The following is a 25,228-nucleotide window of genomic DNA, read 5'->3' as shown; positions in this document are numbered from 1 at the left end:
TCACAAGTGTTGACGGTGTATCAGTTGTTATGCGCAGGGGCACCGCTCGACCACCGAGCGTCACCCGTCAAGGGCGCTCGGGCCGGCGCACGGCCAGCAAGGCCATGTCGTCGGTGGCGCGGCAGCCGGTGTGGCGGGCGACCTCCTCGGTGACCGCGGCCAGCAGCGCGCCGGGGCCGGGGAAGACGCGGCCTGCGAGTCGGGCGGCGGGATCGTAGAACTCGCCGTGCGCGTCCCGTGCCTCCGAGACGCCGTCGGTGTAGAGGAGCAGCGTCGCCCCGGGCGGGAACTCCCACTCCTCACTGCGGTCGGGCCAGACCCCGAGATCTCCCATGCCGAGCGGCAGCGCCGGCTCACGGGCCTCCAGTACCCGCAGCGTGCCGTCCGGGAGCAGGAGGAGGGGCGCGGGGTGGCCGCGATTGACGATCCGGACGACCCCACCGCCGTGCGGGATCTCGGCGAGGACCGCGGTGGTGAACCCCTCGCACGCGTCGAGTCCGTCCCGCCGGGTGCCCTCGCGCGACAGCGCCCGCTCCAGACGCTGGGCCACCGCCTCCGGGGTCGACTCCTGCTCGGCGGCCTCCCTGAAGGCGCCGATGACCACGGCGACCGCGGCCACGGCTCCCATGCCCTTGCCCCGCACGTCGCCGGCCACGAGTCGTACCCCGTGCGGGGAGTCCTGCACGGCGTACAGGTCGCCGCCGATGAAGGCCCCGGCCTGCGCGGCCTCGTACCGGGCCGCGACGTCCAGCCCGCCGATCCGTGGGGCCGGCTCGGGCAGCACGGCACGCTGAACGGCCTCGGCGATCCCCCGGGCGGAGGCGAGGCGTTCGTTCTTGCGTCGGACGAGCAGGTTGATGAGGACCGCCAGGACGGCGACGGTCACGACAGTGCCCATCTCGGTGACCGCGTCGGGCCTCCCGGGAAGGCCGAACCTGAGGTGGACGGCGAGGACGGCGAGCACCGCGGCCACGCCGGTGAGCACCGTGCCGCGCAGCGTGTAGAGCGGCGCGGCGACGAGCGGCGCGGCGGTGAACAACGGGCCGGCCGTGACATCCGACGGGGCGAGGAAGTCGTAGCCGGTCCCGACGGCGATGAGCAGGGCGGGCAGGGCGCTCAGGAACGCCCGCGCGCAGAAGAAACGACGGTTCTCGCGCTCGACACGACGCGATGACGGGGTGTCCCCGGCACCGGCGGCCGGCACGGGTTCGCCGGACGGTCGGCCGCCGGGCTGGTCGTGGTCGTCGTACGACTCCTCGAGCCACAGCGGGCCTGCTTGCTGCACCACGCGTCCAGGCTTCACGGAAGGGGAGCGGAGGGCGACCGCTGTGGGCCGGCCGGGGTATGGACCGGGAGCGAACCGGTGGCCTCGCGTCGGACGGAGGAAACGCCGAGGGCCGGAGCCCTTTCGGACTCCGGCCCTCGGCCATCAGTAGCGGGGACAGGATTTGAACCTGCGACCTCTGGGTTATGAGCCCAGCGAGCTACCGAGCTGCTCCACCCCGCGTCGGTGATACCAGTGTAAGCCATACGCGCGACGTGAAGCGCACGGGTTTACGCCCACCCGCTTTCACCAGCTCATTCCGGCCCGTGCACGCAGTCGTGGCAGGCGTCTCAGGGGCGGGTCGAAGGGGACAGCAGATGCGCGTTCGGAGCCTTCGCCAGGTCCTCGTACTGCGGCAGGAGCACCACGTCCGCCCCGGCCTCCGTCAGCACGGCGTTCCCGTCGGCAGCCCGCACGAACGTGTCCGGCTCGCGCCAGGCGGTGACCACGCGCCGCACCCCGGCGTCCAGGATCAGCCGGGCGCACGGCGCGGGCCGGGAGGCACGGCGGGCGCACGGTTCCAGGCTGCTGTACACCGTGGCGCCCGCGAGCCGCGGATCGGCGGGGTCCAGCTTCGCCAGGGCCGCCTCCTCGGCGTGGACCACGGGGTCGCCGCCCTCGCGGGAGTGCCCGCGCGCCAGCTCCGTACCGTCGGCCGCGACGACCACCGCCCCCACGCTGAAGGCCGTGCGGGACGGCGGGCACTGCGCGGCGAGCTCGCAGGCCGTCTCGAGCCAGCGCCGGTCCGCGGCGGCGGCGAGCGCGCCGGTGCCGGGCGCCGTGGGCACGTACCGCAGCAGCACGACGTCCCCGACCGGCCGTGTCTCCACCAGCCGCATCCGTCCCGGCGGGTAGGCGCCCGGCCCGAACATCCGCGGTGCGCCCGGTTCGCCCACGAACAGCGGAGCGACGACGAGCTGCAACTCGTCCGCGAGACCCTGCCGGAGCAGCTGGGTGTGCACGCGCCCGCCGCCTTCGACCATCAGCCGCCGTACGCCCTTGACGTCCCCGAGGTGGGCGAGCACCGCGCGCCAGTCCACGTCCGGACCCAGGGCGACCACCTCGACGTCCGCGGGCAGCGATCCACGCAGCCGCTCGGCGCCCGAGTCCGTCGTGTAGACGGCCTTCTCGCCGCCCGTGTGCCAGAAGAGGGCGTCCGGGTCCAGGGCACCGGACGCGCTCACCGTGACCTTCAGCGGGTACTCCGGCAGCCCTGCGGCGACCCGGGCCGCGCGTCGCTCGTCGGAGTAGACCAGCAGCCGCGGGTTGTCCGTGCGCAGCGTGCCCGCGCCGACGAGTATCGCGTCGCTGGCCGCCCGCACCTCGTCGACCCGGTCGAAGTCCTCCGGTCCGGACAGCAGGAGCCGCTGGGGGCCAGTGTCGTCCAGGAAGCCGTCGAGGGAGACGGCCGCGGACAACAGGACGTAGGGGTGGGCCATGGATTGCGCTCCGGTGGTCGGGATCCGGTGATTCCGGGTCGAGGGTCGAGGTCCGGCGGGACCGGGGGCGGGATGTGTGGTTCAACTTTTAAACAATAACTACACTGGCGGTATGACGACCCGCTGGCTCACCCCCGAGGAGATGCGCGCCTGGCGTGCCTACCTCGCCGCATCGTGGCTCCTGGAGGACACGATCGACCGGCAACTCCAGCAGGAGGCCGGCATGCCGCACCTGTACTACTCCGTCCTGGCCAACCTCTCGGACGCACCCGGCCACCAGATGCGGATGACCGACCTCGCCGAGACGCTGAAGATCACACGCAGCCGGCTGACGTACGCGGTCACCCGCCTCGAGAAGGACGGCTCGGTCCGCAGGGAGGGTTGCCCCACGGACAAGCGCGGCAGCACCGCGGTCCTGACGGACGCCGGCATGGCTCTCCTGGAGCGTACGGCGCCGGGCCACGTCGAGACGGTACGGGCAGCCGTGTTCGACCAGCTCACGCCCGAGCAGGTGGCACAGCTGGAGGCGATCTGCACCCGGATCACCGACACGCTCCAGGGCGACGACGAGCAGTCGCCGTGCGGCGGAGTGCCCTGGCGCCGGCGTTCGTCCACGGCGTGAAGCCCGGCCACTCGCCGATGCGCTGAATCACCGGTCCGAAGGCCCGCGGGCCTGGAGTCGCGGATCCGAGCAGGTCCGAATCATGGCGGCCCCCGCAGGTCCGAAACAGGTTGCTTGAATTTTGAAGCACGACTAGAGTCTGCCGACGAGGTTGTGCTTCAAATCTGAAGCATGAGGTGCACCCTCCGCACCCGACCCGCAGGACCGGAGAAGGACGACAGACATGCGCGAGCTTGGCGAAGGCACCGTCCCCAGCGACAGCAGCAACCCGACCGACGTCCCCGCCGCCACGGTGCGCACCCGCGTGACGGTCCCGCTGCGCTTCGGCGACGGTTACACGGTCACCGCCGACCTCGTCACCTTCCACGGCCTCGTCGACGGCCTGGAACACGTGGCCGTGATCCTCGGCAAGCCCCCGGCCGACCGGCCCCCGCTGGTGCGGCTGCACTCCGAGTGCCTGACCGGCGACGTCTTCGGCTCGGCGCGCTGCGACTGCGGCCCCCAGCTGCGCGAGGCCGTGGAGCGCATTGCCGACCAGGGCGGCATCCTGCTCTACCTCCGCCAGGAGGGCCGCGGCATCGGCCTGTACAACAAGCTCGACGCCTACGCCCTCCAGGACCAGGGCCTGGACACCTACGAGGCCAACGCCGCGCTCGGTCTGCCGGAGGACGCCCGCGACTACACGGCCGCCGCGCAGATGCTCCGCGCCCTCGGCGTCGACGCCCTGGACCTGCTCTCCAACAACCCCGACAAGGCGGCCCAGCTGCGCTCCCACGGCCTCACGGTCACCCACCACGTCCCGACGGGCGTCTTCACCACGGCGCACAACGTCCGCTATCTCCGCGCGAAGGTGGTGCACACCCAGCACACCCTGCCCCTCACGGAGCTGACCGCGGGCTGACGCCGGTGCCATGAGCCCGCGTGGTCGATACGCCCACGGGTGGGCCGAGTTCATGCACGTGCCGTCGGGCGAGTCGAACAGGCTCGTGCCGGGCGCGTACGGCAGGGAGCCCGACGGCCGTCCGCCGTGCATGAGCGCCCGCGCCCAGCCGGTCAGCCCGAGACTCCGACAACGGCCGAGCCCCCAGCTCTGAATGCCTCTGAGCTGGGGGCTCTTGGGTAGGCCCTGTAGGACTCGAACCCACAACCAATGGATTACTAAAAGTTCACCCCGCAACGTGTCGCCCGGTGATGCCGGATGACGACCGTTCGCGTTTCCGCAGGCCAGAAGGCCAGGGCTCCACCTACTGATGCCGCCCCGTACCGAACGAGTTTGGCGCGTACGAACCCAGCTGTGTTCCCAACATGCGCCCCGGTACAACGGCGGCGCCGCCCGGTGTGCAACCACCGAACGGCGCCTTGATCCGAACCCCTTCCGATCAAGGAGTCAGACCCATGCAGGACCGTACCCCGGTCGGCGCCCTGCGCGAGCTGCACCAGCAGTGCCGCGCCGACTACGACAGCAACGCCGCCCGTCGCGCGCAGAACCACCGCGACGACGCCCACCTGATCGCGGGCACTACCGAAGTCCGCTGCCCGGCCGCGCACCCGAACGACCCGACCCCGTGCGATGGACCGGTCGTCGTGACCGTGCTGGACGCGACGAACGTCGGCGCGAACGGCTGCGAGCACCACTCCGCCCGCCTGCTCGCCTCCCTCGAGGGCGGCCGCGTCTACGCCCTGCCCGACGCCCCGGACGGCGCAGCCATCCGCGTCTTCAAGGCGGCCGACGGCCTGCGCCCGTTCTGCTGGTACGAGGACGCCCCGTGCACCCGGCCGGAGCAGCTCAGCCACGCCGAGAACCGCGCCGAGGGGGAGGGCCGATGAAGTTCCGCGAAGAGATCCGTACCCGGCTCGTCGACCACACCGTCGACGGGATCACGCACCAGGTTGAGCAGACGCACAAGGTGCGGGTGCCGGTCCTGCCGCGCGACTGGGACGCCGTGGCCGTCCGGAGCGCGACAGGCCTTGTCCTGGGCCTCACGACGCTGGCGATCGTCTGGTCGACGTACAGCATCGGCCAGCTGCTGCACGGCGGCATCGGCTACGCCGCCGCGGCCATCTTCGACATCGCATGGCTGGTCAACGTCCTGCTGGAGTGGCTGTCCCGCTTCGACGCCAGCAAGCGGGCGTTCTCCCGGCGCCTGGGCTGGGCGCTGCTCGCCTGCACGATGGGCGCCATCTTCTGGCACGGCCTGCTCGCCGGCAGCGTCGCCTTGGGCGTCGTCGGCGCCGCGGTGAGCATGTTCGCGAAGGTGCTGTGGATGGACGTCATGCGCTTCATCGACAAGGACCTGTCGCCGGAAGACGCGGCCTGGGTGCGTGCCGAGATCAGCAAGGCGAACGCGAAGCTGGCGATCGCCAGTGTGCGCCGCCAGGTCGCCCGGGTGGAGCAGACGGCTGCGCTCGAGTTGCTGGCCGCGGAGAAGTCCCTCGGCGAGGTCGACGAGCAGCAGGCGAACACGCCCGAACAGCAGGTCGAGAAGCGGCCGTTGCGGGTGCCCTTGAACAGCGCGAACACGGTTCCCGAGCAGGGTCTGAACATGGCTGAGCTCGCCCGTCAGCAGCTGTCGGCCAGCGCCTCCAACAAGGACGCGTTCGACGAGATCATGCGCCGCCTGCCCACCGCCAACCCGGAGTCCGTACAGGCCACGGTGCGCCGCGAGGCACGCCGCCAGACCCGCTACATGTGACCCCGCCACGGGGCGGCCGTACCCGGCAAGGCAAATCGGCCGCCCCGTGCCTCCCGTCCATCGGAGAAGGAAGGAAGCGCCAGCATGACGGATACCGCCCCAGAGCGGATCAACGGGCACGCCGAGCCGAAGGTCCGCCTGATCAAATTTTTGCCGGAACCAAAGACGGAGCCTGCCGCCGAGCAGGCCGAACAGGGTTCGCCGCGCGTTCGCCGCAGGGTCCGTATCGACTCTCTGCGGCGCGTCGTCGTCGAGACCCGCCAGAACGGCGCCTACCGGCTCGCTGTCCGCCACAGCGCCTACGTGTGGGGCGGCGCCCGCATCCTCACCCGCAGGGCGTGGGACGCCCGCACGACGGCCCGCCACGAGCGGATGATGCGGATCGCCGAAGCCTCAGGCAACGAGGAGATGGTGCAGAAGTGGAAGCAGCGCGCCTACGCCTACCGGTTCGCCCGGCACAAGCGGCGCATGGACCTGATGCAGATGGTCCTCAACGCCCCGCGGATGCTGTTCCAGGGCGCCACGGCCGCCGCCGGGCTGCTGCTCCTCATCGGCGTCCTGGTCACCTGGTACAACCACGACGTCCGCGACGTCCTCGCTCCGCTCGCCGCGGTCGTCCAGTTCGTCGGCTGGATCGCGTTCCTCGTCTCCGTGATCTGGGACCCGCTGCTGTTTTCCCTGCCGTTCCTCGGCCTGGCCGGGGTGTGGGCGGTCGGCCGGCACGCAAAGGCCGCGCCGGTGTGGGCGCTGCCCGTCGACGGCGACGAGCGGGACGTCGTGCCCGACGAGAACGCCATCATGCGGGCGCTCGGCAACCTCGGCATCGCCCCGCTGAACAAGGCCATCAAAGAGGGCTGGCAGCCGCGTTGGGTGCAGCCGTCGACCCGCTCGGGCAACGGCTGGCACACCCAATTGCAGCTCCCACTCGGCGTCACCGTCGAGATGGTCAACGGGAAGAAGAACGTCCTGGCCCACAACCTGATGCGGAAGCCCGTCGAGACGTGGCCGACCGAGCCGCCCAACCAGCCTGGCGTGTTGGACTTGTGGGTCGCTGACCAGGGCTCTCTATCGGGCAAGGTGGCGCCGTGGCCGCTGCTGCACGAGGGAACGACCGACTACTTCAAGGGCGTGCCCGTCGCCCTGTCGCAGCGCGGCGAGCCCATCATCGGCAAGCTGATGGCCGCGAACTGGATCGTCGGCGGCATCATGGGCTCCGGTAAGACGTCCATTGTCGTATCCCTGCTGCTCGGCGCGATCCTCGATCCGCTCGTCGAGGCCGAGGTGTACGTGATGGCGACGAACGTCGACTACGACCCGCTGAAGCCGCGCCTGCGGACGCTGGTCAAGGGCGACGACGACGAGCAGCTGAAGGCCGCCCTGGACCGTCTGCGCACCCTGACCAGCGAGGTCACCGAGCGCGGCAAGCTGCTGGAGGAGCTCGGCGGCGACTCGCCGAAGCTGACGCGTGAACTGGCCCTGAAGGACCCGCGGATGCGGCCGAGGGTCGTCGTCTTCGACGAGTGCCACGAGCTGTTCATGCACAAGGGCTACGGCAAGGAGGCCGCCGAGCTGGCCATCAGGGTGATGAAGAAGGCCCGCAAGGTCGGCATCACCCTCATCTGGGTCACTGTCTCCCCGACCGCGGACAGCATCCCGCGGGACGTCACCCGCAACACCTCGCACCGTGTGGCGTTCGCGGTCGGCGACCAGGTCGCCAACGACGGCCTGCTCGGATCGGGCAAGTACAAGGCCGGCATCAGGGCGACCGAGCTCGTCCCGGGCCAGGACATCGGCACCGCGGTGACCTACGGCTTCACCAGCAAGCCGTTCGAGGTCATCCGGTCCTACTACGTGGCGCGGGACCCTGGGAAGGGCGTCGACGAGGTGACGCCGGTCGTCGAGCGGGCCATGGGCCTGTACGAGGGCACCGGGCCCGTGGACGCGCCGACGTTCGAGCCGGCCGACCCGCTCGCCGACACGGCCGCGGTCCTGGGCGACGAAACCCGCGTCCTGGTGCAAGAGGTCCTGCACCGGCTCGCCGAGCGCAACCCGGATGCCTACCGGGAGTGGGGCCCAGCCGACCTGAAGCGAGCCCTCGAGCCGTACGGCGCCGAGCAGTACAAGTCGGCCGGGCGCATGGTCGTCGCCCGCGAGCGTGTACAGGACGCCATCCTCGAGCGGCTCGCCGAGGACATCGACGAGGAGGGAGGCGACGAGATCTGAGGGAGTTCTCCCTCACCGCCTCCCTGACCCGCCTCCCTCGGAGTGACCTGCACAAACGTTCGCTGAGGGAGGCGAGGGAGGCAGACGCCAGGGGGCACCCACAGGCCCGTATCCGGGTCTCTGGGCGCCCCTTTCGGCTTCCCTCCCTCGAGGGAGCGGAGGGAGCTGCAGGGTGGTCGCTGTAGTGCTCGCCGTCGCGGCCGCCCTTCCCGACGCGCCCGATGCGGACACAGACGCGCCGGGGGTCTTTCACTGGCGCGGGTACCTCAGGGGCTGAGCGGCAGCGACTCGCTGGCACCACGCGTGTAGGAAGATGATCGCCCCGGGCCGGACGCTGTCTCGATGTCCCGCGTGACGTACTGCTGGTCCTTCTTGATCGGCTCGTCGCAGCGTGCCCAGATCCATCGTCTGCACTCCCGGATCAGCCGCTGCAACTGCACGCCGATCTCGCAACTGCCGGCATCCTTGATGCAGGCCTCGCAGTCCGGGGCGTGGTCGAACAGCGCTCGGTACGCGGCCTCGCCCGCGTGGCGACGGCAGCCCTGCGGGAAGATGCTGCGGTAGTCGTCGAGGAATCGGACGCGGCGGACGCCAAGGTCGACGACCGTGGCGGGACTGAGGGTGATCCCGCACCATGCGCAGTCTGCGCCCTGCTCTTGCCGCTTGGACAGTCGGACGCCAGCGGGCAGTCTCAGCAGGGTTGCGGCATTGGTGCGGTCCTCGAGGGGGTGCGTACTCGCGAACAAGTCAACTCCATCCCGGTCGGCCGGCCCCCGGGCCCGTCACATCCGCGGGGGTTTTCCCAGTTTTCTCTGCGTATGGCGTGCCAAAAGTGTGACTGCCTCGCTGACCGGGGCGCGCGCGGTGCTGGGTGAGGACGCGCCGGCCAAGGGATGGACTGCCGACGAGCTGCCCGCGCCCGGCTGGAGGACGGCACCGTCGCCGCCAGGTAGCAGGCAGATGCCAAGGAGCGTCCAGAGACCCGGAAACGGGCTTGTGGGTGTCCCTTCCGACTTCCCCCCGGCTACCGATCAGTAGTCAAAGAATGACCCTGGGTAACAGGTGCCTCCCCGGAACGTCCGTGAGATGCTCACGCCACCTGCATAGCCGTCCGCCGCCCCCACCGGCGACCCGAACCGCGTCACGATCCGGGGGGACACCGCATGCGCACCAGCGTCGCATCGGCCGCGGTAGCCGCTGCTGCCTGCTCACCTGCGCCAACTGCCGTGAGACCCACGGCCTGGTCCCGCTCACCGACCGGCCGTGACCCGCAGGAACCCCCGCCCACCTCAGATTTGAGCTACGAGCAGTACGCCGGGCGCGCCTGCTGCTGGTGCGGCAAAACGCTGTCGGGCGGGGCCGTCAGCGCGGGCATCTCCCGCGGCCGGATCGGTGCTCATGTCCTCGACACCGAGGTATACGCCTGCCCGGAGTGCGCGGGCGACCACGTGCAGGAGTGAGGGGTACCCGCCGGCGGGTACCCCTCGTACACAGCTTGTTCCCGACCTACCGCTGACCAGCGGATACGGGCGTGTCAGTGGATGTGTGATCCGCTGGGGTGCGCCCGGCGTACCAGGCCAGCCGGGCGCGACCGTGACCGGGCCGCCAGGACCTCAAGGGCCGCCTGGCGACAGCGTCACCGGACCCCCAGACCCACAGGGCGAGCGCGGCGAGCAGGGTCCCGCAGGCCCCGCATCCTCGGGCTGGACGTTCGAGTACAAGGGCACCACCTACGAGTGCACCCCCGACTCGGACGGCTCCACCCACTACACATGCCGGGACACCAGCGGCGGCGGCAGCAGTACCGGCGGCCTGCTCGGCATGGGCCTTGAACCGCGCCGCAGATACGCATGAAGACGCCCCCTGCACGGCCCCATCGCGGGCTGTGCAGGGGGCGTTTCGTCATGCCTGCTCGGTAACCGTGGCGATATCGCAACGGTCGGTTGCTATCGTTTGGGTAGCTCGGTAACGAAGGTCCCGATGCCCGGCTGCATCTGCGCCAGGCCCGCAGCGCGTAGCTCCGTGAGGACGCGGCGAGCGGTCATCTGTGCGATGCCGAACTCGGCGACGATCGCCATGACGCCCGGCAGCTTCGTGCCCGGCGGGTACGTGCCGTCGGTGATGCGCTCCTCGTAGACCGCGTACACCTGCTTCCACCGCGGCACGTCCGGCTCCCATTCCATGATCTCGAAGCTAGGTTCGCTCGGCCAGATCGGCGAGACGAGATTGCCTAGCCAACCTAGCTAGCTAGGTCTAGGCTGCAAAGACGTGAATGCCCCCGCGGCTGCCGGGCCCGGGGGCGTGGCCGACGCTTCAAGGGAGCGACGACATGTCCGAGCCTACGGTCATTACCCCCACGGCGGAACCAGCAGCAGCCGAGTACAAGGCACTGCTGGACCACTGCTCCACGTGCCGCACCTGCCGCCGGGCCACGGCCATCGCCTGCCCCGAGGCAAGCCGCCTGCGCCGTGCCTGGTCCGCAGCCCGCAAGGCTGCCCGCGGAGGTGCACGGTGAAGATCTGCGCACGCTGCGACCGCGTCATCAAGGACACGCCCGTGAAATGGGACCACGTCTCCGCGTCGGCCGGCGGCATCACCGTGTACGTCTGCCCGAACCCGTGCAGGCCTGCGACGCCGCGCCAGACCTACCCCGTCGGCCGCAGCCGCTGAAGACCCCCGGCGCGCCTGCGAGCGGAGCGCGTTGGGAAGGGCGGCCGCGACGGCGAGCACTACCGCGGCCGCCCTGCACAACATCGGCGTGGCGCTGCGTCGCCTGATGCGCGAGGCCCGACGATGACCTGAGGCGGCCTGACCCCCGCCCGACTGCCCCAGCCGGCCTCTTCCCCCCGGGCCGGTTGGGGCTTCTTCATGCCTTGATCGTCTGCAGTTCGTCCGAGCATCGGCCGAGCTAACGATCTCTCAGGCCCCAAAAACGTCGGAAGCCCCAGCTCAGATGCGATCTGAACTGGGGCTTCTCTGTAGGCCCTGTGGGACTCGAACCCACAACCAATGGATTAAAAGTCCACTGCTCTGCCAATTGAGCTAAGGGCCCACGCGATGTTGCCTCCCTGAGCATAGCCGGAGGAGGCCGGGACTCCGATCGGGTATCGGTGACCCGGCCACACCGGCGGCCGAGATCCTGCGGATGGCCCCGCCCGTCCGCCGCGTCCCTAGGGGTCCACCACCTCCACCGTTCCAGCCCTCGCCGCCTCCCGAGCACGGGTGCGCTCGTGGTGCGGATTCAGGAACCAGTGCCGGGCCGACGCCAGCCACCAGGTCGCCGCGAAACCGAGCACCACCAGGACAGCCACCGGTGCGTAGTTGAAGGTCTCCCAGGTGACCGGGGAGACCTGCGGGAGCATGAAGAGAACCGTGATCACCCCGACCCACACCACCGAGACCACCCCGATCACCTGCGACCAGCGGCCCAGGTGCCACGGCCCGCGTTCGAACGCCTCGCCCTTGCGCACCCGCAGCAGGGTCGGGACGACGTAGGCGACGTACAGTCCGATCACGGCGATCGAGGTGACCGCCGCGTAGGCCGTGTAGTTGATCAGGTACGGCAGGCCGAGGACCAGGGCGCCCAGCGCGGCGAGCCACACGGCGGCCACGGGGGTGCGGGTGCGCGGGCTGACCGTGTGCCACACATGCGAGAACGGCAGCGCGCCGTCGCGCGAAAAGGCGTAGATCATCCGGCTGTTGGCCGTCACCGACGCCATGCCGCAGAACAGCTGGGCCCCGACCACCACGAGCAGCAGCAGCTTGCCCGCGGTCGCGCCGAGAGCGTCCAGCAGGATCTGCGCGGGCGGCGCGCCGGTCGGTGAGGCGAGCTCCTTGTCGTACGACTGGATGGCGAAGGTGAAGCCGAGCAGCAGCACGAAGCCGGCGATCCAGGAGGTCCAGATGGACCGGACGATGCCCCTCGGGCCCGCCGTCGACGCGTCGTGGGTCTCCTCCGTCATATGGGCGGAAGCGTCGTAGCCGGTGAAGGTGTACTGGGCCATCAGCAGACCCAGCAGGACGACGTAGACCCCGCTGCCCCAGCCCGTGTTGTTCACGAACTTGGTGAACACGAAGGACGCCGACTGGTGGTGGTCCGGTACGAACGCCAGTGCGCCGACGATCACCGCGACGCCCAGCACGTGCCACCACACGCTGACGTTGTTGAGGAAGGCGACGATGCGCACGCCGAAGGTGTTCAGCAGGCCGTGCAGGAACAGGATGGCCGCGAAGAGCAGAACCGTGCGGCCTGGGGTGATCTCGAAGCCGAACTGGAGATTGAGGTAGGCGCCGAGGAAGGACGCGGCCCCGAAGTCGATGCCCGCCGTCACCGCCACCTGGCCCAGCACGTTGAACCAGCCCGTGAACCAGGCCCAGGCTGCCGCCGAGCGCGGGGGCGCGAGGCGGTGGGCCCAGAAGTACAGGCCCGCGGAGGTCGGGTACGCCGAGCAGATTTCGGCCATGGACAGCCCGACGAACAGGGTCATCAGGCCGACGGCGACCCAGCCCCAGGTCATCACGGCCGGGCCGCCCGTGTTCATGCCGAACAGGTACAGGGTCAGACAGCCCGAGAGGACCGAGATGATCGTGAAGGAGACCGCGTAGTTGGAGAACGCCGACATGCGGCGGGCGAGGACCTGGGTGTACCCGAGCTGGGCAAGCCGTTCCTCGTCGGACACGGTGGCGCCCGGTTTCCCTGAGGGATCACGTGCGCTGATGGGCGAGGGAGATGTCATGCCCCCAGCAATGCCCATGCCGGGGGCGTGACATGCGTCACAGTGTGGCCGAAAAGTGGGGCTAGAAAATCCCCTTGTACTGCTGCCAGCCAGTGCCGATCTTCACCCGCGGCGCGAACGACCCGTTGCCGTAGCCGGACTGGCGGTAGAGGTTGCCGGCGGTGTCCCGGGCGACGATGTCCGCCTTACCGTCGCCGGTGATGTCGCCGACGCCGACGACCACGTTGTAGGAATTGCCCCAGTTGGTGAAGAGCCGGACGCGGGACGCGAAGGTGCCCTTGCCGGTGCCGTAGTAGTGGTACAGGACGTTGGACTTGTCCTGCGCGATCAGGTCGCCGATCCCGTCGCCGTTGAGGTCACCGACACCGACAACCTTCTTGTACGTCTTCCAGTTGTCGTACAACTTCACGCGCGCGGACAGGCTTCCGGTGCTGGTGCTCTTGTACAGGTAGACCGCACCAGTCGACGCGTTACGGGCGAGCAGGTCGGCCCGCCCGTCACCGCTGATGTCCCCGGGCGAGGTCAGCATGTCGTACTGGTTCCAGCCAGTGCCGAGGGAGGTGTGGCTGCTCGACGGCGTGTACGGGTCGCCGCACTTGCCGGCGTAGCGGCGCAGTTCGCCGTTCGGCATGCGCACCAGCATCTCGGCACAGCGGTCGGTACCCATGTCGCCGAACGGGACGGCGACGGTCCCGGCCGGCCAGCCGGAGGCCGAACGCTTCCAGTCGAAGGTTCCCTTCCCCTCGGTGTAGTGCAGCGTCAGGGCGCCGTTGGAACCAAGGGTGACGAGTTCGCCGTAGCTGTAGCCGCCCTGGTCGTGGAAAGCCTGCCGACCGCCGCTCAGCGCGATGGTGCCGCCCGAGGTGTACGTGCCCCCGCCGTCGGCGGCCGTGGCGGTCAGCGTCCAGGTGTACTTGCCGTTGTACGCGTACGAACCCGAGTCCGTCTTCCCGTTCCAATCGACGTCGATGTCGGTGCCGCTACCGGTGAGCGTGCGCACGGTCCGGCCGATGGAGTCCTTCACTCTGAAGGTCCAGGTGGCCGGCTTGGTGAGCTGCCAGGTGCTCTTCCAGAAGTCGTCCTTGGCGCTCGCCAGTTCGTCGTCCATCTCGGACTCCATCGCGGCGAGCGGCTGCGTCGGGACCCCGCTCTGCACGATCCGGATCATCTGGTCCTGGTCGACGTAGGCGATGTCGCCGCCGAACTTGTCCACCGTCCAGGTCAGCCGTCGCTGGTCCGCGATGTTCCCCGCCGGGAGGTCGGCGACGGCGCGCGCGGGCGCGGCCGTACCGGAGTGGTAGTCCGTCAGCATGAGCTTGCCGGCGCTCCGGTCGTGCTGGACGAGGTAGCCGTCGCCGACGAGCACGAGGCCCGAGGGGACGGTGATGTTCTTCTTCGCCGTCCGGTCGTACACGCCCGCGGCACCGGTGGGGCCGCAGTTCCAGTAGATCCAGCGGCCGATGACCTGGAGTTCCTTGACCGTGCACGGCGCGCCGGTGGAGACGGTCTGAACCGTCTTGCCCTTCTCCAGGTCGTAGACGGTGACCACACCGTTGCCCGAGCCGGGTGCCCACAGCGCCTGGCCCCAGAGGGAGGCGGCCGTGATGGAGCGCGTCAGCCGGACGGGGTGGTGGTAGTACCCCTGCACGGCGTCGACGTACTGCTTGCCGGTCGAGGTCGCCTGGTAGACGTAGTAGCGGCCGGTGGCGTCGACGAACCTCGCGCCGGTGACGACCGGTTCCGCCGCCCCGTTGGACGAGTTCTCGTCCAGGTCGATGTGGGCGGTCAGCTTGCCCGTGCCGTCGTCCATGAAGTAGCCGACGTACGAGTTGCCAAAGGAGCGCATCGGCACGCAGCCCGAGCCGTCCGCGTCGCACGGCACGCGCTGCGCATGGCTGCCGACGGCGAAGGTGCCGGCGTACCCGCGCGTGGTCCTCTGCAGCACCGTCGAGCCGTCGGCCGAAATCCGACGGCCGATCACGAACTGATCACCGCTCGGGGTGTTCTCCACGGTCGTCAGGAAGCCGCCCGCGTAGTCGATGCCCCACACGCCGTCGGTCCGGACGGGTGTGGGAGTGGTGTCCGCGGCGACCGGTCCCGCGGTGGTCAGCGAGCCGGCGCCCAGAGCCGCCAGGCTCGCGAGAGTGAGGGCGATCCGGCCACGCCGGGTCGCCGAAGAGCGTGCGTTCACACGCCGAACCAAGGGTCCCTCCCCAGGGAAGCGAGAACGGCATGGCGGCCGGAGGCCGTTCCCCCCGACCCGGTGCACGGCCGCGCGAATCCCCCCGGCCGCACCGCTCCATGCCAAGTCGAGGGATGTTAACAACCGCCTCACAGGTAAAGGAAGCGAAAAAGTGAACGTGTGTCGCGTCTCCCCGGAAACGCGGAAGGGCCCGCACGACGTGAGTCGTGCGGGCCCTCCGCCGGTCGGTGACCCGGCGTCAGCCGTTGCGCTTCCAGCGAGGCTTGTCGTCGCGGCGGCCGAAGGAGCCGGTGCCGCGGTGGTCGTCACGACGGCCGTACGGGCGGTCGTGGGTGCCGGAGCGGAACCCGGGCCGGTCGCCCTGGCGGTCGCGGTTGAACGGGCGGTCGCTGCTGCGGTGTCCGCCGCGGTCGTCGCGCCGGTCGAACGAACGCCGGTCGTTGTCGCGGCGGAAGCCGCCACGGTCGTCACGCCGCTCGAACGAACGCTGGTCGTTGTCCCGGCGGTCGCGGTCGAAGGGGCGACGGTCACGGTCGTTGTCGCGGCGGAAGCCACCACGGTCGTCACGCCGCTCGAACGAACGGCCACCACGGTCCCCGTCCCGACGGTCGAAACCACGGTCACGGTCGCGGTTGAAGCCGCCCCGGTCGTCCCGGCGGTCGCGGTCGAAGGGGCGACGGTCACGGTCGTTGTCGCGGCGGAAGCCACCACGGTCGTCACGCCGCTCGAACGAACGGCCACCACGGTCCCCGTCCCGACGGTCGAAACCACGGTCACGGTCGCGGTTGAAGCCGCCCCGGTCGTCCCGGCGGTCGCGACGCTCGTACGACGACGAACCGGACGTACGCTCCCCACGCTCGGTCACGTCGGTGCGCTCGACCCGCTCGGCGTCCTGAGCCGTCGGCTGCTCCGGAACGAAGATCTCCGCCACCGGCGCCTCGCCGGCCTCGGAAGCCGCCGGGTTCTCCTCGGCCGCCGCGGCGGCCGCGATCGCCGCCTCCGGGTCCTCGCCCCGCTCGCGCGCCGCGCGGGCAAGCAGCCGGTCGGCCTCCTCGCGCAGTTCGGCCGCGCGCCGCGTGGCCCGTTCCAGCTGCTTGGCCAGCTGGGCCACCTCACGCTCGGCCTGCTGCGCGGCGGTCCCGGCGGACTCGGCCTGGAGCTCGGTCATGGACCGGGCACCGGTGATCTCGGCGACCTCGGGGTCGAACACGGCGCCGCCCTGGATGATGTGGCGCGAGGCGTCGACACCCGCGTCCTCCATCAGCCGGAAGATCGTGCGGCGCTGGTGCGGCAGGGCGAGGGAGACCACCGTGCCCGTACGGCCGGCGCGGGCCGTACGCCCGGCACGGTGCAGATAGTCCTTGTGGTCGCCGGCGGGGTCCACGTTGAGGACGAGGTCGATGCCGTCGACGTGGATGCCGCGGGCCGCGACGTCCGTGGCGACGAGGACGTTCACGTACCCGTCCTTGAAGTCCGCCAGCGTCCGGGTGCGCGCGCCCTGGGTCATGCCGCCGTGCAGCGCGTCCGCCTTGGCACCGGCCTCGCGCAGCTGTTCGGCGACCCGGTCGGCGCCGAGCTGCGTGCGCACGAAGATGATGGTCCGCCCCTTGCGGGAGGCGATGGCGGCGGTGACCGGGGCCTTGTCCTTGGGCTTCACGATGAGGATGTGGTGCGACATGGTCGTCACGGCGCCCTGGGCGGCGTCGACCTCGTGGCTCACCGGCTCGTGGAGGTAGCGCTCCACGAGAGTCTGGATCTCGTTCTCCATGGTCGCGGAGAACAGCATGCGCTGGCCGTCGGTCGGCACCTGGTCGAGCAGCTCGGTGACCTCGGGCAGGAAGCCCAGGTCGGACATCTGGTCGGCCTCGTCGAGCACCGCGATCTGCACGTCCTCGAGGGAGCAGGCACCGCGGTTGATGATGTCGCGCAGTCGGCCCGGAGTGGCGACGAGGATGTCGACGCCGCGCTCGAGGGCGTAGATCTGGTTGCCCATGGAGGTACCGCCGCAGACGACCTTCATCTTCAGCCCGAGGACGTCGCCGTAGGGCTGAAGGGCGTCCGCCACCTGCATGGCGAGCTCACGCGTCGGGGTGAGGATGACCGCCCGCGGCCTCTTCTTCTCGGTGTGGCCGCCGGCCAGCGTGGCCAGGGTCGGCAGACCGAAGGAGAGGGTCTTGCCGGAGCCGGTCCGGCCACGGCCGAGGATGTCCTTGCCGGCCAGGGCGTCCGGGATGGTCGCGGCCTGGATCGGGAAGGGGACGGTGACGCCGTTCTGGGCGAGCTTGCGGACGATGCCCTCGGGGAGACCGAGGTCCCCGAAGGTGACCTCGGGAGCGGTGTCCTGGTCCTGGGTGTCCTCGGACACGACAACGTGGTCAGTACTGGCAAAAGACATGCGAAATGCGAACCTTCCGGAGTTCACGGCACGCGCCCAAACATCCGTGAAGTCGCAATCGACCGCCTCTATGCGGTCCGGCCACGGCAAGGGAGAGTACGCGCCACACGCGGCGCGTCCTGTAGGCGCCGGGCAAATGGGATCAAACGATCTACCACCATACGCACTCGCACCCGCCGAACGCAAACCAAGCATCGCGCATCCCGGGTGACACTCACCACACGGCTGTTCCGCCTCACCTGTTCGGCGGCTAAACGGCCGGAGCCCCCGCCTGGGGCGCCGGTTCGCGCTGCATCAGCTTCGTGGTCTACTCGTGCGCCGAGGACGACGGCTCGGCGGTGGTCGGCGTCGGCGACGGCGGATCCGGCTGGCTCGGCGGCGGGGGATCCGGCGGCGTGTCCGTGGAGCTCGGCTCCCCGTTCGTCGGTGCGGGCGGCACGCCCCCGTCACCCCCGTCGCCGTTCTTCGACGTCCCCTTGGCGGTCGGCTGGTCGCCCTTGCCCTTGGCGCCCTTCTTGGATTCCGACGCGGAAGGCGAGGCGGAGGTACCGGACGCCGATGCGTCCGGCTCGTGCTTGCCGCCCTTGACCGCCGCCCCGCCCCGGCCTCCGCCGACGCCCTCGCCCACCACCGTCCCGCCGTCCAGTGCGGCCCCGCCGTGCCGTCCTGTGGAGTGCGACGGCGAGGGGCTGCCGGCGTCGTCCCCCACGCTCATACAGCCGGCGGCCGCGGCGACGGCCAGCGCCGTGGCGACCAGGCGGACGGGTACGTAACAGGCGCGCACGGGCAGCCACCCTCCGGTAGGGGTCTCCCTGCCGGGAAGGGGCGAGGAGTCCCCCTACCCAACTCCCTTCGCCCGCGGGAGGACACGCGCCCCACGGGGACAACGTCACGCCCCCCTTGGCACCGCGGGCCCAGCCGCCGTCACCCGTACCCGAGTGCGTGCAACCGGGCGTCGTCGATTCCGAAGTGGTGCGCGATCTCATGGACCACGGTCACTTCGGTCTCGGCCACCACGTCCTCGCGTGTGTCGCAGATACGCAGAGTCGGCCCCCGATAGATCGTGATCCGGTCCGGCAGCACCCCCGCGTACCACTCGCCGCGCTCCGTCAGCGGAGTCCCCTCGTACACCCCGAGCAGCTCGGGGTCGTCCGCGGACGGCTCGTCCTCCACGAACACCGCCACGTTGTCCATCAACCGCGTCAACTCCGGCGGAATCCGGTCGAGCGCCTCGGCGACCAGTTCCTCGAACTCCTCACGCGTCATCTCCAGCACAAGGCCATTGTCCGGTACGACACCGCCATAGGAGAGCCGGGAACCGTGCTGCATACCGGCCGGGAAACTTGGGCATACGCGACCAATGGCCCGCGTCCCCGCCACAGCAGTACACCGCATTCGAAGGGCGTCAGGCACGCTCGCCCGGTACTACCGCTCGCTCCGTCCCCGCCCCTCCGCCGAACTCGTCCCGCCGTCAAACCCCTGGCTCCGGGCCCTCGGCATGATCGCCGTCGTCCTGCTGGGCACCTGGCTCGGCCTGCTCGTCGTGGGCAACGTGCGTGTCCCGGTGGGTCCCATGAACACCACCATGGCCCTGCGCCCCTCGCTCACCGGCGGCACCAAGATCAATGTCTCTCCGCTCGGGGCCTTGGAGCTGAACAGTCACAAGGCCCCCCTCCGCCTCGACGTCAACGTCGACCAGCTCGACCCGGTCCGCGCCCAGGCCCTGGTCGACCATCCAGAGCGGATCTCGGGGCTCCAGGAGGAGATCACCCACGACGTCGAACACGGCACGCTCGACCTCGCCGTACGGTCCTGCATAGCCGTGGTCGCCGGAGCGACCGCCCTCGGGCTGGCCGTCTACCGCCGCCCGGGCCGCGCCCTCGCCGCCGGCGGTCTGGCGCTCACCCTCCTCGCCGCCTCCGGGGCGACGGCCTACGCCACCTGGAACCCCAAGTCGGTGCTGGAGCCGAAGTTCTCCGGCCTGCTCTCCTCAGCCCCGTCCCTGGTCGGCAACGCGCGCAGCATCGTCACCGAATTCAACGTCTACCAAGAGGAGTTGGCACGCCTGGTGACGAACGTGACCAAGCTGTACGACGTCACCTCCACCCTCCCGGCATACGAACCCGATCCCACGACCATCCGGGTCCTGCACGTCTCCGACATCCATCTCAACCCGGCGAGCTGGAAGATCATCGCGTCGCTGGTGGCGCAGTACAAGATCGACGTGATCGTGGACTCGGGCGACACCATGGATCACGGCACGGCGGCGGAGAACGGCTTCCTCGACCCGATCGCCGACCTGGGCGCCCCGTACATCTGGGTCCGCGGAAACCACGACTCCCGCACCACCCAGCGCTACCTGGAGCACATGAAGAACGTCCACGTCCTGGACGACGGCAAGGCGGTCACGGTCGCGGGGCTGCGCTTCGCCGGGATCGGTGATCCGCAGTTCACCCCCGACCGTTCGGTCGTGCCGGGCGGCGACCGATCCGAGGAACTTGCGGGCGCCCGTCTGGCCGCCGCCCTGAGCGACCAGAAGGCCGCCGGCACCCCCGTCGACATCGCGATCGCCCACGAGCCCACGGCGGCGCGCCAGACGGACGGCGAGGTACCCCTGGTCCTGGCCGGGCATCTGCACCACGAGGGGACGGAGATCATGCAGTACGGCACCCGGCTGCGTATCGAGGGTTCGACGGGCGGTAGCGGGCTGCGTGCGGTCGAGCACGAGTACCCGGCGCCCATCGAGGCCTCGGTCCTCTACATGGACAAGGACACCCGCCGCCTCCAGGCCTGGGACGAGATCAGGCTGGGCGGCCTCGGGCAGACGACAGCGGAAGTGGCCCGCCACCTGGCCGAGGAGAATCAGCCGGGAACAAGCCCCACGCCGGGCGCCACGCCCCCGTCCGCCACGCCCGGAGGCAGTCCCGCTGCGAGCCCGGCCCGTACCGGTGCGAGCCGCACGCCCGCTGCCCCGTAAACCGTTTTGGCGAACCCTCCCCCCATCCCATATGCTTCTCACGTCCCCGACGCGCTGTGAAGCGCCCAGGCGGGCCGATAGCCCTCATCGTCTAGCGGCCTAGGACGCCGCCCTTTCAAGGCGGTAGCACGGGTTCGAATCCCGTTGGGGGCACGCACCACGGTGTGCGACACTGTCGTACGCATGCTTGGTCCTGTGGAGCAGTTTGGAGTGCTCGCCACCCTGTCAAGGTGGAGGCCGCGGGTTCAAATCCCGTCAGGACCGCTGGGGTTTCACGTGAAACCCCTTGGCTGGGTAGCTCAGTTGGTACGAGCGTCCGCCTGAAAAGCGGAAGGTCGCCGGTTCGACCCCGGCCCCAGCCACCGCCGCCCTACCAGGGCAAACGGCCCCACCGAGGATTTTCGGTGGGGCCGTTTTCGTGCCGCCTACGCCAACCGGTACGCCAACGGGTCTCAGGTGAGAGTCTCGCCCAGCTTGCGGAGCGCCTTGCGCTGCTCGTCGAGCGACGCGTGGGCATAGACCTTCATGGTCACCCCGATGTCGCTGTGTCCGACGATCTGCCGGACGATGTGCGGCGGCACTCCCAGGTCGAGCAGCAGGGAGACGGCGGAGTGCCGGAGATCATGAAACCGGATCTCCAGCCCCAGCCGCTTCCGGAGCGGGTACCAGCTTCGCCGCAGGTTGTCCGGCTCCAGCGGGGTGCCGATGCGGGACGTGAAGATCAGCCCCTGTTCCTTCCACTCCATGCCGGCCGCCGCTCGCTCCTGCGCCTGGCACTCATGGTGCTCGGTGAGCGCCTTCACGACGATCGGCGGGAGCGGGACGGTACGGACCGACGCCAAGGTCTTCGGCTTGACCAATCGCAGCTCTCCGCCCACGCGCTGTAGCGCGCGCTCCACTGTGAGCGTCTCGCGGTCAAGGTTCACCGCGTCCCACCGGAGCCCCAGGATCTCACCCCGGCGCATCCCCAGGACCAGGGCGAGCACGTAGAGCGCGTGCAGCCGGTCGTCTGCGGACTCACGGAGCAGGAGACGAGCCTCTGCGACGCTGAGCCCCTTCCCGGTGTCGTACGACGGTGTGGGGACCTGTACGAGCTGGGCGACGTTCCGAACGATCAGCTCCTCTCGAACGGCGTTCTGCAGCGCGTTCCGCAGCACCGCATGGACGGACTGCACCATGCGGCGGGACAGCAGGGTCTTGCAGCACTCGCCGGCGACGCAACACTGCGGCTCGCCGCGTTCCTTGTCCCAGCCGTGCTTGCAGCACTGGCACTCGGAGGCGACCCGGGCGAGCCACGTGCGCACTTCGGCGGCTCGCAGGGTGCGGATCTTCTTCCGCCCTAGTTCGGGCACGAGGTGGACGCGCGCCACGCTCTCGTATCCCTGGTAGGTCTTCGGGCGCCGGTGGACCTTGACGACCGTGGCGAGCCAGTAAGTCAGGTACGCCTCAAGCGTCATGTTCGTGTCCGGCACGGGAATGCCCTTGTTCTCCTGTGCCTGGAGCTCGGTGATCTTCTGCCGTACCTCGTCGCGCGTCTTGCCGTAGACCGAGACGCGTTTGCGGATGCCGCTGGTCGTCGTCACGTACACGCGGCCATGAAACGTGCCGTCCTTGCGCTTGGTGATGCTGCCTTCGCCATTGGCCCGCTTGGCCATCAGGCGGCCTCCCTCAGTTGGTTCTGAATGAACGTGTGGAGCGCATCGGCGGGGATCCGGCGGGACCGGCCGATGGTGAAGCTCTGGAGCTGCTTGGAGCGGATGAGGTCATAGACCTTGAAGCGGCTGAGGCTCAGTGCCTCCATGACTTCGGGAACCGTCAGCGCTTTGTGAGTGGTGGGCAGGGCGGACCCCACTACGGCCTCCAAAACGGGTCTGTGGCTCTTCTTCCGGGAGATCCGCCACGTCCGCCACGCCGCCACACCGCAGGTCAGAGCCTTGATCGTGTGGCGGATAGCGGCTTTGTGGCGGATAGGTGCCGCCACACCCGGACGGTGTGGCGGCACTGGAGAGGGCCGGTTCGGCTACCCGGCGGCGGTGAGCTGTGTGGCGGTTTCCGCGGGCGTGTGGCGGATGCCGGTGGCGGTATCCGCCACGTATTCACCCCCGCTGACCTGCGGTGTGGCGGACGTGGCGGACGTGGCGGATTTTCTGAGGGGTGGGGGGCAGTACCGGGTCCAGGCGTCCGTGAGGTCTTCCGCGTAGTAGCCCTTGGGGAAGCCCGAGGGGGTGCGGATGCTGCGCGGCTTGATGGGCTTGTTGGCGGGGGTGACGTACTGCCCGAGCAGCTTGGCCAGCATCCGGGAGTTGAGCGGTTTGTCGTCCACGTCGCCCCAGGGGGCGTCGTCCAGGTCGAGCAGCATTTCGAGGATGACGGCGGTGGGCATGCGGTCCTCACCGCAGAACACCTTGTCGCGCAGGTCGGTCAGCAGACGGACTCCGAGGGATGCTTCGTCGTTGTCGTGGGCTGCGTTGACCAGTTCCAGGCAGGCAATGCGAGCCCGTGCGGGCCACGGGCCGCCGGCCGCGTCGGCGACGGCGAGCAGGGGTTCCCACACGTCCGCCGGGCGGTCGGTGACGCCCTCGGGCATCTCGGGCCAGGCACCTGCGACTTGATCGCGGACGGTGTCGGCCCACTTGGCGAGCCGGTCACGCAGGGCATGGCCCTGGCCTTCGTGCTTGCGCTGGCGGTACGGCTCCGCTTTCTCGTTGGGGGCGCGCTTGCGCATGCGGATGATGACGGATCGGGTCAGGACGGTGTCCGGCAGGGAGCCGAGCCCGGCCATGGCCACAGCGCAGTAGGAGTTGAAGATCTGCGCGTTCTGATTGGAGCCTTCGCCGACGCACCGCAGGGCACCCGCCGTGCGCCGGTACCCTGCGTTCAGGAAGCCGCGTAGTGCCTCATCCGTCCCGGCCTTGGGGCCGAAGATGGTGTCTACCTCGTCGAACAGCACCGTGGGCAGTCCGGCTGCGGAGTCGACCAGGCGGTAGAGGGCGTTCGCGGACGCGGACACAGTGGTGACCGGGCGTGGGGTGAGGAGTTCCACGATCTCCAGCGCCCGGGACTTGCCCGATCCTGGCTCCGGGGAGAGGAACGCGATCCGGGGCGTGGTCTCGAAGCACTCGATGAGGTGGGCGTGTGCGTCCCATAGGGTGACGGCGACGTAGGCGGCTTCGGTAGGGAAGACGTTGAAGCGCCGGTGGAAGGCTTCCACCTCGTCGAGCAGCGCGGCCCCGTCGATGGTGGGGGTCATGCGGCGGCCCTCCCTTCGAGCGTGGTCGTGGGAGCTCCCGTGCAGACGGCATTGTGCGTGTCGTAGTCCGTGACCAGGTCGGCCACCTCTTGCTGTCCGCGGGCGGTGCCGGTCTGACCGCAGGGGCAGGCGTAGGCGGCGGTGGGGGTGGCGCCGTAGCGCTTGGACCAGCGGGCCCCGTCCCAGTGGTGCCGGTAGGCCGGTGGGGCGTAGATGCGAATGCCGGGCCGGTCCGGTGTGGGGTTGTCGGCGTCGCCGGTCTGTCGGTCAGGGCGAAAGGCAGAAGTGACGCCCTTGCGGGCGGCGTCTTTCGGCTCGCCCACGGCCGCCTTGTCCACAGGCTGTGGAGCGTCCTGCGGGCCAGTCGGGGTAACGGTGATGCTCTTCAGAGGGGGATGGGATCGAGGGTTCATGCCGCACCCCGCTTGACCTGGTTGTGGGCGATGGACCAGTTAAGGGCGCTGCGGAGGGTGGAGCGGCACTCGGACGCGGACAGTCCGGCCGCCTCCCCCGCCTCCTGAAGAGCCTGTTCAACCACGTGCCGGGGGAGGTCGCCCCACGCGACGAACCGCCCCAAGGCTCGCGCCGCTCGGAGCAACGTCGCTTCCCGCGCGCCATGTTGGGCCGTGGCGACGTTCCGGGTCTCGTTGGCGAGTGCTACATCCGTGTATCTGCGGGATTGCCCCGCTACGGCCCCTGAGGGGACCTCAGACGCTTTAGGGGCGGGTTGAAGGATGGTTTGGAGCCAGGAGGGCAGCGGGGCCGCCAGACGGTCATACGGGGCTTCGTAGCGTCCGGTGGGGGTGGTGCTGCCCGCGGCGACGACGTAGCCGCCCCACGCGCGGGTGTCGACCAGCGGGGCGATGGTGCCGGCCGTGTTGCCCAGCCGGATCCCGTGGGGTGCGGTGAAGTACAGGTGCTCTCCGCCGCTCGCGGTCCGGGTGCGGTAGGTGTCGGGGACGGCGTGCCCGGCGCGCTCGCAGAGCGCCGCAAAGGTCGTCGCGCCGCAAGGCGCGTCCGAACTACCCTTGTCCTTGGGCACGTCGAGATCGACGACGACGAGCCGGGAGGTGCCAGTGGCGATACCGACGTTGTACGGGGCGTGCGACCAGGCGGCACGGATACGGTCCGGGTCGTTGGTCGCCCGGTCCTCCCACTTGCGGTGCCCGTCAGCGCAGGGCCCCGTGCCGGGGCATGCGCTCTCGCCGTGCAGGGCGGGCCGCTTCGTGCCGGGGCGCAGGGGGAAGACGTACCAGCCGTGCACCACGGCGTCCAACGCCGCGTGCATCAGGTACTCGTTCACGCGGCCACCCGTTGGGCGCGGTAAGGCCGGTGCTCGCCGGATGGTGGTGGGTTGGGTCATGCT

24 protein-coding genes and 5 tRNA genes are annotated in these 25,228 nt (G+C 70.0%); 13 read left to right on the top strand and 16 right to left on the bottom strand.

The window, feature by feature from the left end; all coding sequences use genetic code 11:
- Positions 1-67: 67 nt before the first annotated feature.
- The 3 genes from ACQEXA_RS30055 to ACQEXA_RS30045 all read right to left on the bottom strand — a co-directional run bounded on the left by ACQEXA_RS30055 (position 68) and on the right by ACQEXA_RS30045 (position 2,763).
- Entirely contained in the window at positions 68-1,288 is a 1,221-nt protein-coding gene (locus tag ACQEXA_RS30055; protein ID WP_432929681.1) for a PP2C family protein-serine/threonine phosphatase, read from the bottom strand.
- Between the two features lie 145 nt (positions 1,289-1,433).
- Positions 1,434-1,507 (bottom strand) — tRNA-Met (locus tag ACQEXA_RS30050).
- 107 nt (positions 1,508-1,614) lie between these two features.
- Positions 1,615-2,763, bottom strand: coding sequence for a dihydrofolate reductase family protein (locus tag ACQEXA_RS30045; protein WP_433131636.1), 1,149 nt, complete (start codon positions 2,761-2,763; stop codon positions 1,615-1,617).
- 112 nt (positions 2,764-2,875) lie between these two features.
- Between ACQEXA_RS30045 and ACQEXA_RS30040 the strand changes: the two genes are divergently transcribed.
- The 5 genes from ACQEXA_RS30040 (at position 2,876) to ACQEXA_RS30020 (ending at position 8,301) form a co-directional block, all read left to right on the top strand.
- The gene (locus tag ACQEXA_RS30040; protein ID WP_360999119.1) at positions 2,876-3,385 is read left to right on the top strand and encodes a MarR family winged helix-turn-helix transcriptional regulator; all 510 of its coding nucleotides are present in this window, start codon (positions 2,876-2,878) and stop codon (positions 3,383-3,385) included.
- 223 nt (positions 3,386-3,608) lie between these two features.
- Positions 3,609-4,286, top strand: coding sequence for a GTP cyclohydrolase II (locus ACQEXA_RS30035; protein WP_433131634.1), 678 nt, complete (start codon positions 3,609-3,611; stop codon positions 4,284-4,286).
- A 494-nt stretch (positions 4,287-4,780) separates the two neighbouring features.
- Positions 4,781-5,212: a hypothetical protein gene (locus ACQEXA_RS30030; RefSeq protein ID WP_432929687.1), complete on the top strand. Its 432-nt coding sequence runs from the start codon at positions 4,781-4,783 to the stop codon at positions 5,210-5,212.
- The gene (locus tag ACQEXA_RS30025; protein WP_432929689.1) at positions 5,209-6,078 is read left to right on the top strand and encodes a hypothetical protein; all 870 of its coding nucleotides are present in this window, start codon (positions 5,209-5,211) and stop codon (positions 6,076-6,078) included. The genes ACQEXA_RS30030 and ACQEXA_RS30025 overlap by 4 nt, the downstream gene beginning before the upstream one ends.
- 84 nt (positions 6,079-6,162) lie before the next feature.
- Positions 6,163-8,301 (top strand): cell division protein FtsK, encoded by a 2,139-nt coding sequence (locus tag ACQEXA_RS30020; RefSeq protein ID WP_432929691.1) that lies wholly within the window; start codon positions 6,163-6,165, stop codon positions 8,299-8,301.
- A 266-nt stretch (positions 8,302-8,567) separates the two neighbouring features.
- Here the strand turns inward: ACQEXA_RS30020 and ACQEXA_RS30015 are convergent, their stop codons facing one another.
- Positions 8,568-9,047 carry a hypothetical protein gene (locus ACQEXA_RS30015; protein ID WP_432929692.1) on the bottom strand — a complete coding sequence of 160 codons (480 nt, stop codon included), beginning with the start codon at positions 9,045-9,047 and terminating at the stop codon, positions 8,568-8,570.
- Positions 9,048-9,596: 549 nt separating this feature from the next.
- Here ACQEXA_RS30015 and ACQEXA_RS30010 point away from each other — a divergent pair.
- Entirely contained in the window at positions 9,597-9,761 is a 165-nt protein-coding gene (locus tag ACQEXA_RS30010; protein ID WP_432929694.1) for a hypothetical protein, read from the top strand.
- A gap of 85 nt (positions 9,762-9,846) precedes the next feature.
- Positions 9,847-10,155 (top strand): hypothetical protein, encoded by a 309-nt coding sequence (locus tag ACQEXA_RS30005; protein WP_433131632.1) that lies wholly within the window; start codon positions 9,847-9,849, stop codon positions 10,153-10,155.
- 92 nt (positions 10,156-10,247) lie between these two features.
- Here the strand turns inward: ACQEXA_RS30005 and ACQEXA_RS30000 are convergent, their stop codons facing one another.
- Positions 10,248-10,484: a winged helix-turn-helix domain-containing protein gene (locus ACQEXA_RS30000; RefSeq protein WP_432929696.1), complete on the bottom strand. Its 237-nt coding sequence runs from the start codon at positions 10,482-10,484 to the stop codon at positions 10,248-10,250.
- 146 nt (positions 10,485-10,630) lie between these two features.
- Between ACQEXA_RS30000 and ACQEXA_RS29995 the strand changes: the two genes are divergently transcribed.
- Together ACQEXA_RS29995 and ACQEXA_RS29990 are read left to right on the top strand one after the other, a co-directional pair.
- Entirely contained in the window at positions 10,631-10,816 is a 186-nt protein-coding gene (locus ACQEXA_RS29995) for a hypothetical protein (RefSeq protein ID WP_432929698.1), read from the top strand.
- Positions 10,813-10,971, top strand: a complete 159-nt coding sequence (locus tag ACQEXA_RS29990) for a hypothetical protein (RefSeq protein WP_432929699.1) — start codon at positions 10,813-10,815, stop codon at positions 10,969-10,971. The genes ACQEXA_RS29995 and ACQEXA_RS29990 overlap by 4 nt, the downstream gene beginning before the upstream one ends.
- A gap of 309 nt (positions 10,972-11,280) precedes the next feature.
- Here ACQEXA_RS29990 and ACQEXA_RS29985 read toward each other — a convergent pair.
- The 6 genes from ACQEXA_RS29985 to ACQEXA_RS29960 form a co-directional block, all read right to left on the bottom strand.
- A tRNA-Lys gene (locus ACQEXA_RS29985) sits at positions 11,281-11,353 on the bottom strand.
- A 118-nt stretch (positions 11,354-11,471) separates the two neighbouring features.
- Positions 11,472-12,923, bottom strand: a complete 1,452-nt coding sequence (locus tag ACQEXA_RS29980) for an amino acid permease (protein ID WP_432939312.1) — start codon at positions 12,921-12,923, stop codon at positions 11,472-11,474.
- Between the two features lie 175 nt (positions 12,924-13,098).
- A complete protein-coding gene (locus ACQEXA_RS29975) occupies positions 13,099-15,228 on the bottom strand; it encodes an FG-GAP-like repeat-containing protein (protein WP_433131630.1) in 2,130 nt (709 codons plus the stop codon).
- A gap of 250 nt (positions 15,229-15,478) precedes the next feature.
- Entirely contained in the window at positions 15,479-17,635 is a 2,157-nt protein-coding gene (locus tag ACQEXA_RS29970) for a DEAD/DEAH box helicase (protein WP_432929735.1), read from the bottom strand.
- 307 nt (positions 17,636-17,942) lie between these two features.
- Positions 17,943-18,419: a hypothetical protein gene (locus ACQEXA_RS29965; RefSeq protein WP_433131628.1), complete on the bottom strand. Its 477-nt coding sequence runs from the start codon at positions 18,417-18,419 to the stop codon at positions 17,943-17,945.
- Positions 18,420-18,559: 140 nt separating this feature from the next.
- On the bottom strand, positions 18,560-18,910 hold the full coding sequence (locus ACQEXA_RS29960; RefSeq protein WP_359397560.1) for a metallopeptidase family protein: 351 nt from the start codon (positions 18,908-18,910) through the stop codon (positions 18,560-18,562).
- An 85-nt stretch (positions 18,911-18,995) separates the two neighbouring features.
- Between ACQEXA_RS29960 and ACQEXA_RS29955 the strand changes: the two genes are divergently transcribed.
- The 4 genes from ACQEXA_RS29955 to ACQEXA_RS29940 all read left to right on the top strand — a co-directional run bounded on the left by ACQEXA_RS29955 (position 18,996) and on the right by ACQEXA_RS29940 (position 20,974).
- Positions 18,996-20,612, top strand: coding sequence for a metallophosphoesterase family protein (locus ACQEXA_RS29955; protein ID WP_433131626.1), 1,617 nt, complete (start codon positions 18,996-18,998; stop codon positions 20,610-20,612).
- Between the two features lie 80 nt (positions 20,613-20,692).
- Positions 20,693-20,765 (top strand) — tRNA-Glu (locus ACQEXA_RS29950).
- Between the two features lie 36 nt (positions 20,766-20,801).
- Positions 20,802-20,876: transfer RNA gene (locus ACQEXA_RS29945), tRNA-Asp, on the top strand.
- A gap of 24 nt (positions 20,877-20,900) precedes the next feature.
- A tRNA-Phe gene (locus ACQEXA_RS29940) sits at positions 20,901-20,974 on the top strand.
- A gap of 90 nt (positions 20,975-21,064) precedes the next feature.
- Here ACQEXA_RS29940 and ACQEXA_RS29935 read toward each other — a convergent pair.
- From ACQEXA_RS29935 to ACQEXA_RS29915, 5 genes are all read right to left on the bottom strand, one after another.
- Positions 21,065-22,267: a site-specific integrase gene (locus ACQEXA_RS29935; protein ID WP_432929742.1), complete on the bottom strand. Its 1,203-nt coding sequence runs from the start codon at positions 22,265-22,267 to the stop codon at positions 21,065-21,067.
- A complete protein-coding gene (locus ACQEXA_RS29930; RefSeq protein WP_401842663.1) occupies positions 22,267-22,464 on the bottom strand; it encodes a helix-turn-helix domain-containing protein in 198 nt (65 codons plus the stop codon). Before ACQEXA_RS29930 ends, ACQEXA_RS29935 begins: the two co-directional genes overlap by 1 nt.
- Positions 22,465-22,632: 168 nt before the next feature.
- Complete coding sequence (locus ACQEXA_RS29925) at positions 22,633-23,862, bottom strand: DUF3631 domain-containing protein (protein ID WP_433131624.1); 1,230 nt, start codon at positions 23,860-23,862, stop codon at positions 22,633-22,635.
- Positions 23,859-24,185, bottom strand: coding sequence for a hypothetical protein (locus tag ACQEXA_RS29920; protein ID WP_432929746.1), 327 nt, complete (start codon positions 24,183-24,185; stop codon positions 23,859-23,861). The genes ACQEXA_RS29925 and ACQEXA_RS29920 overlap by 4 nt, the downstream gene beginning before the upstream one ends.
- A gap of 86 nt (positions 24,186-24,271) precedes the next feature.
- Complete coding sequence (locus ACQEXA_RS29915) at positions 24,272-25,150, bottom strand: bifunctional DNA primase/polymerase (protein ID WP_433134652.1); 879 nt, start codon at positions 25,148-25,150, stop codon at positions 24,272-24,274.
- Between the last annotated feature and the right edge of the window lie 78 nt (positions 25,151-25,228).

Source organism: Streptomyces sp. CA-106110, assembly GCF_050936285.1.
In the GTDB taxonomy this organism is placed as follows: Bacteria; Actinomycetota; Actinomycetes; order Streptomycetales; family Streptomycetaceae; genus Streptomyces.
The sequence above is the reverse complement of the archived record's forward strand: the minus strand, read 5'-3'. Positions and strand labels throughout refer to the sequence as shown.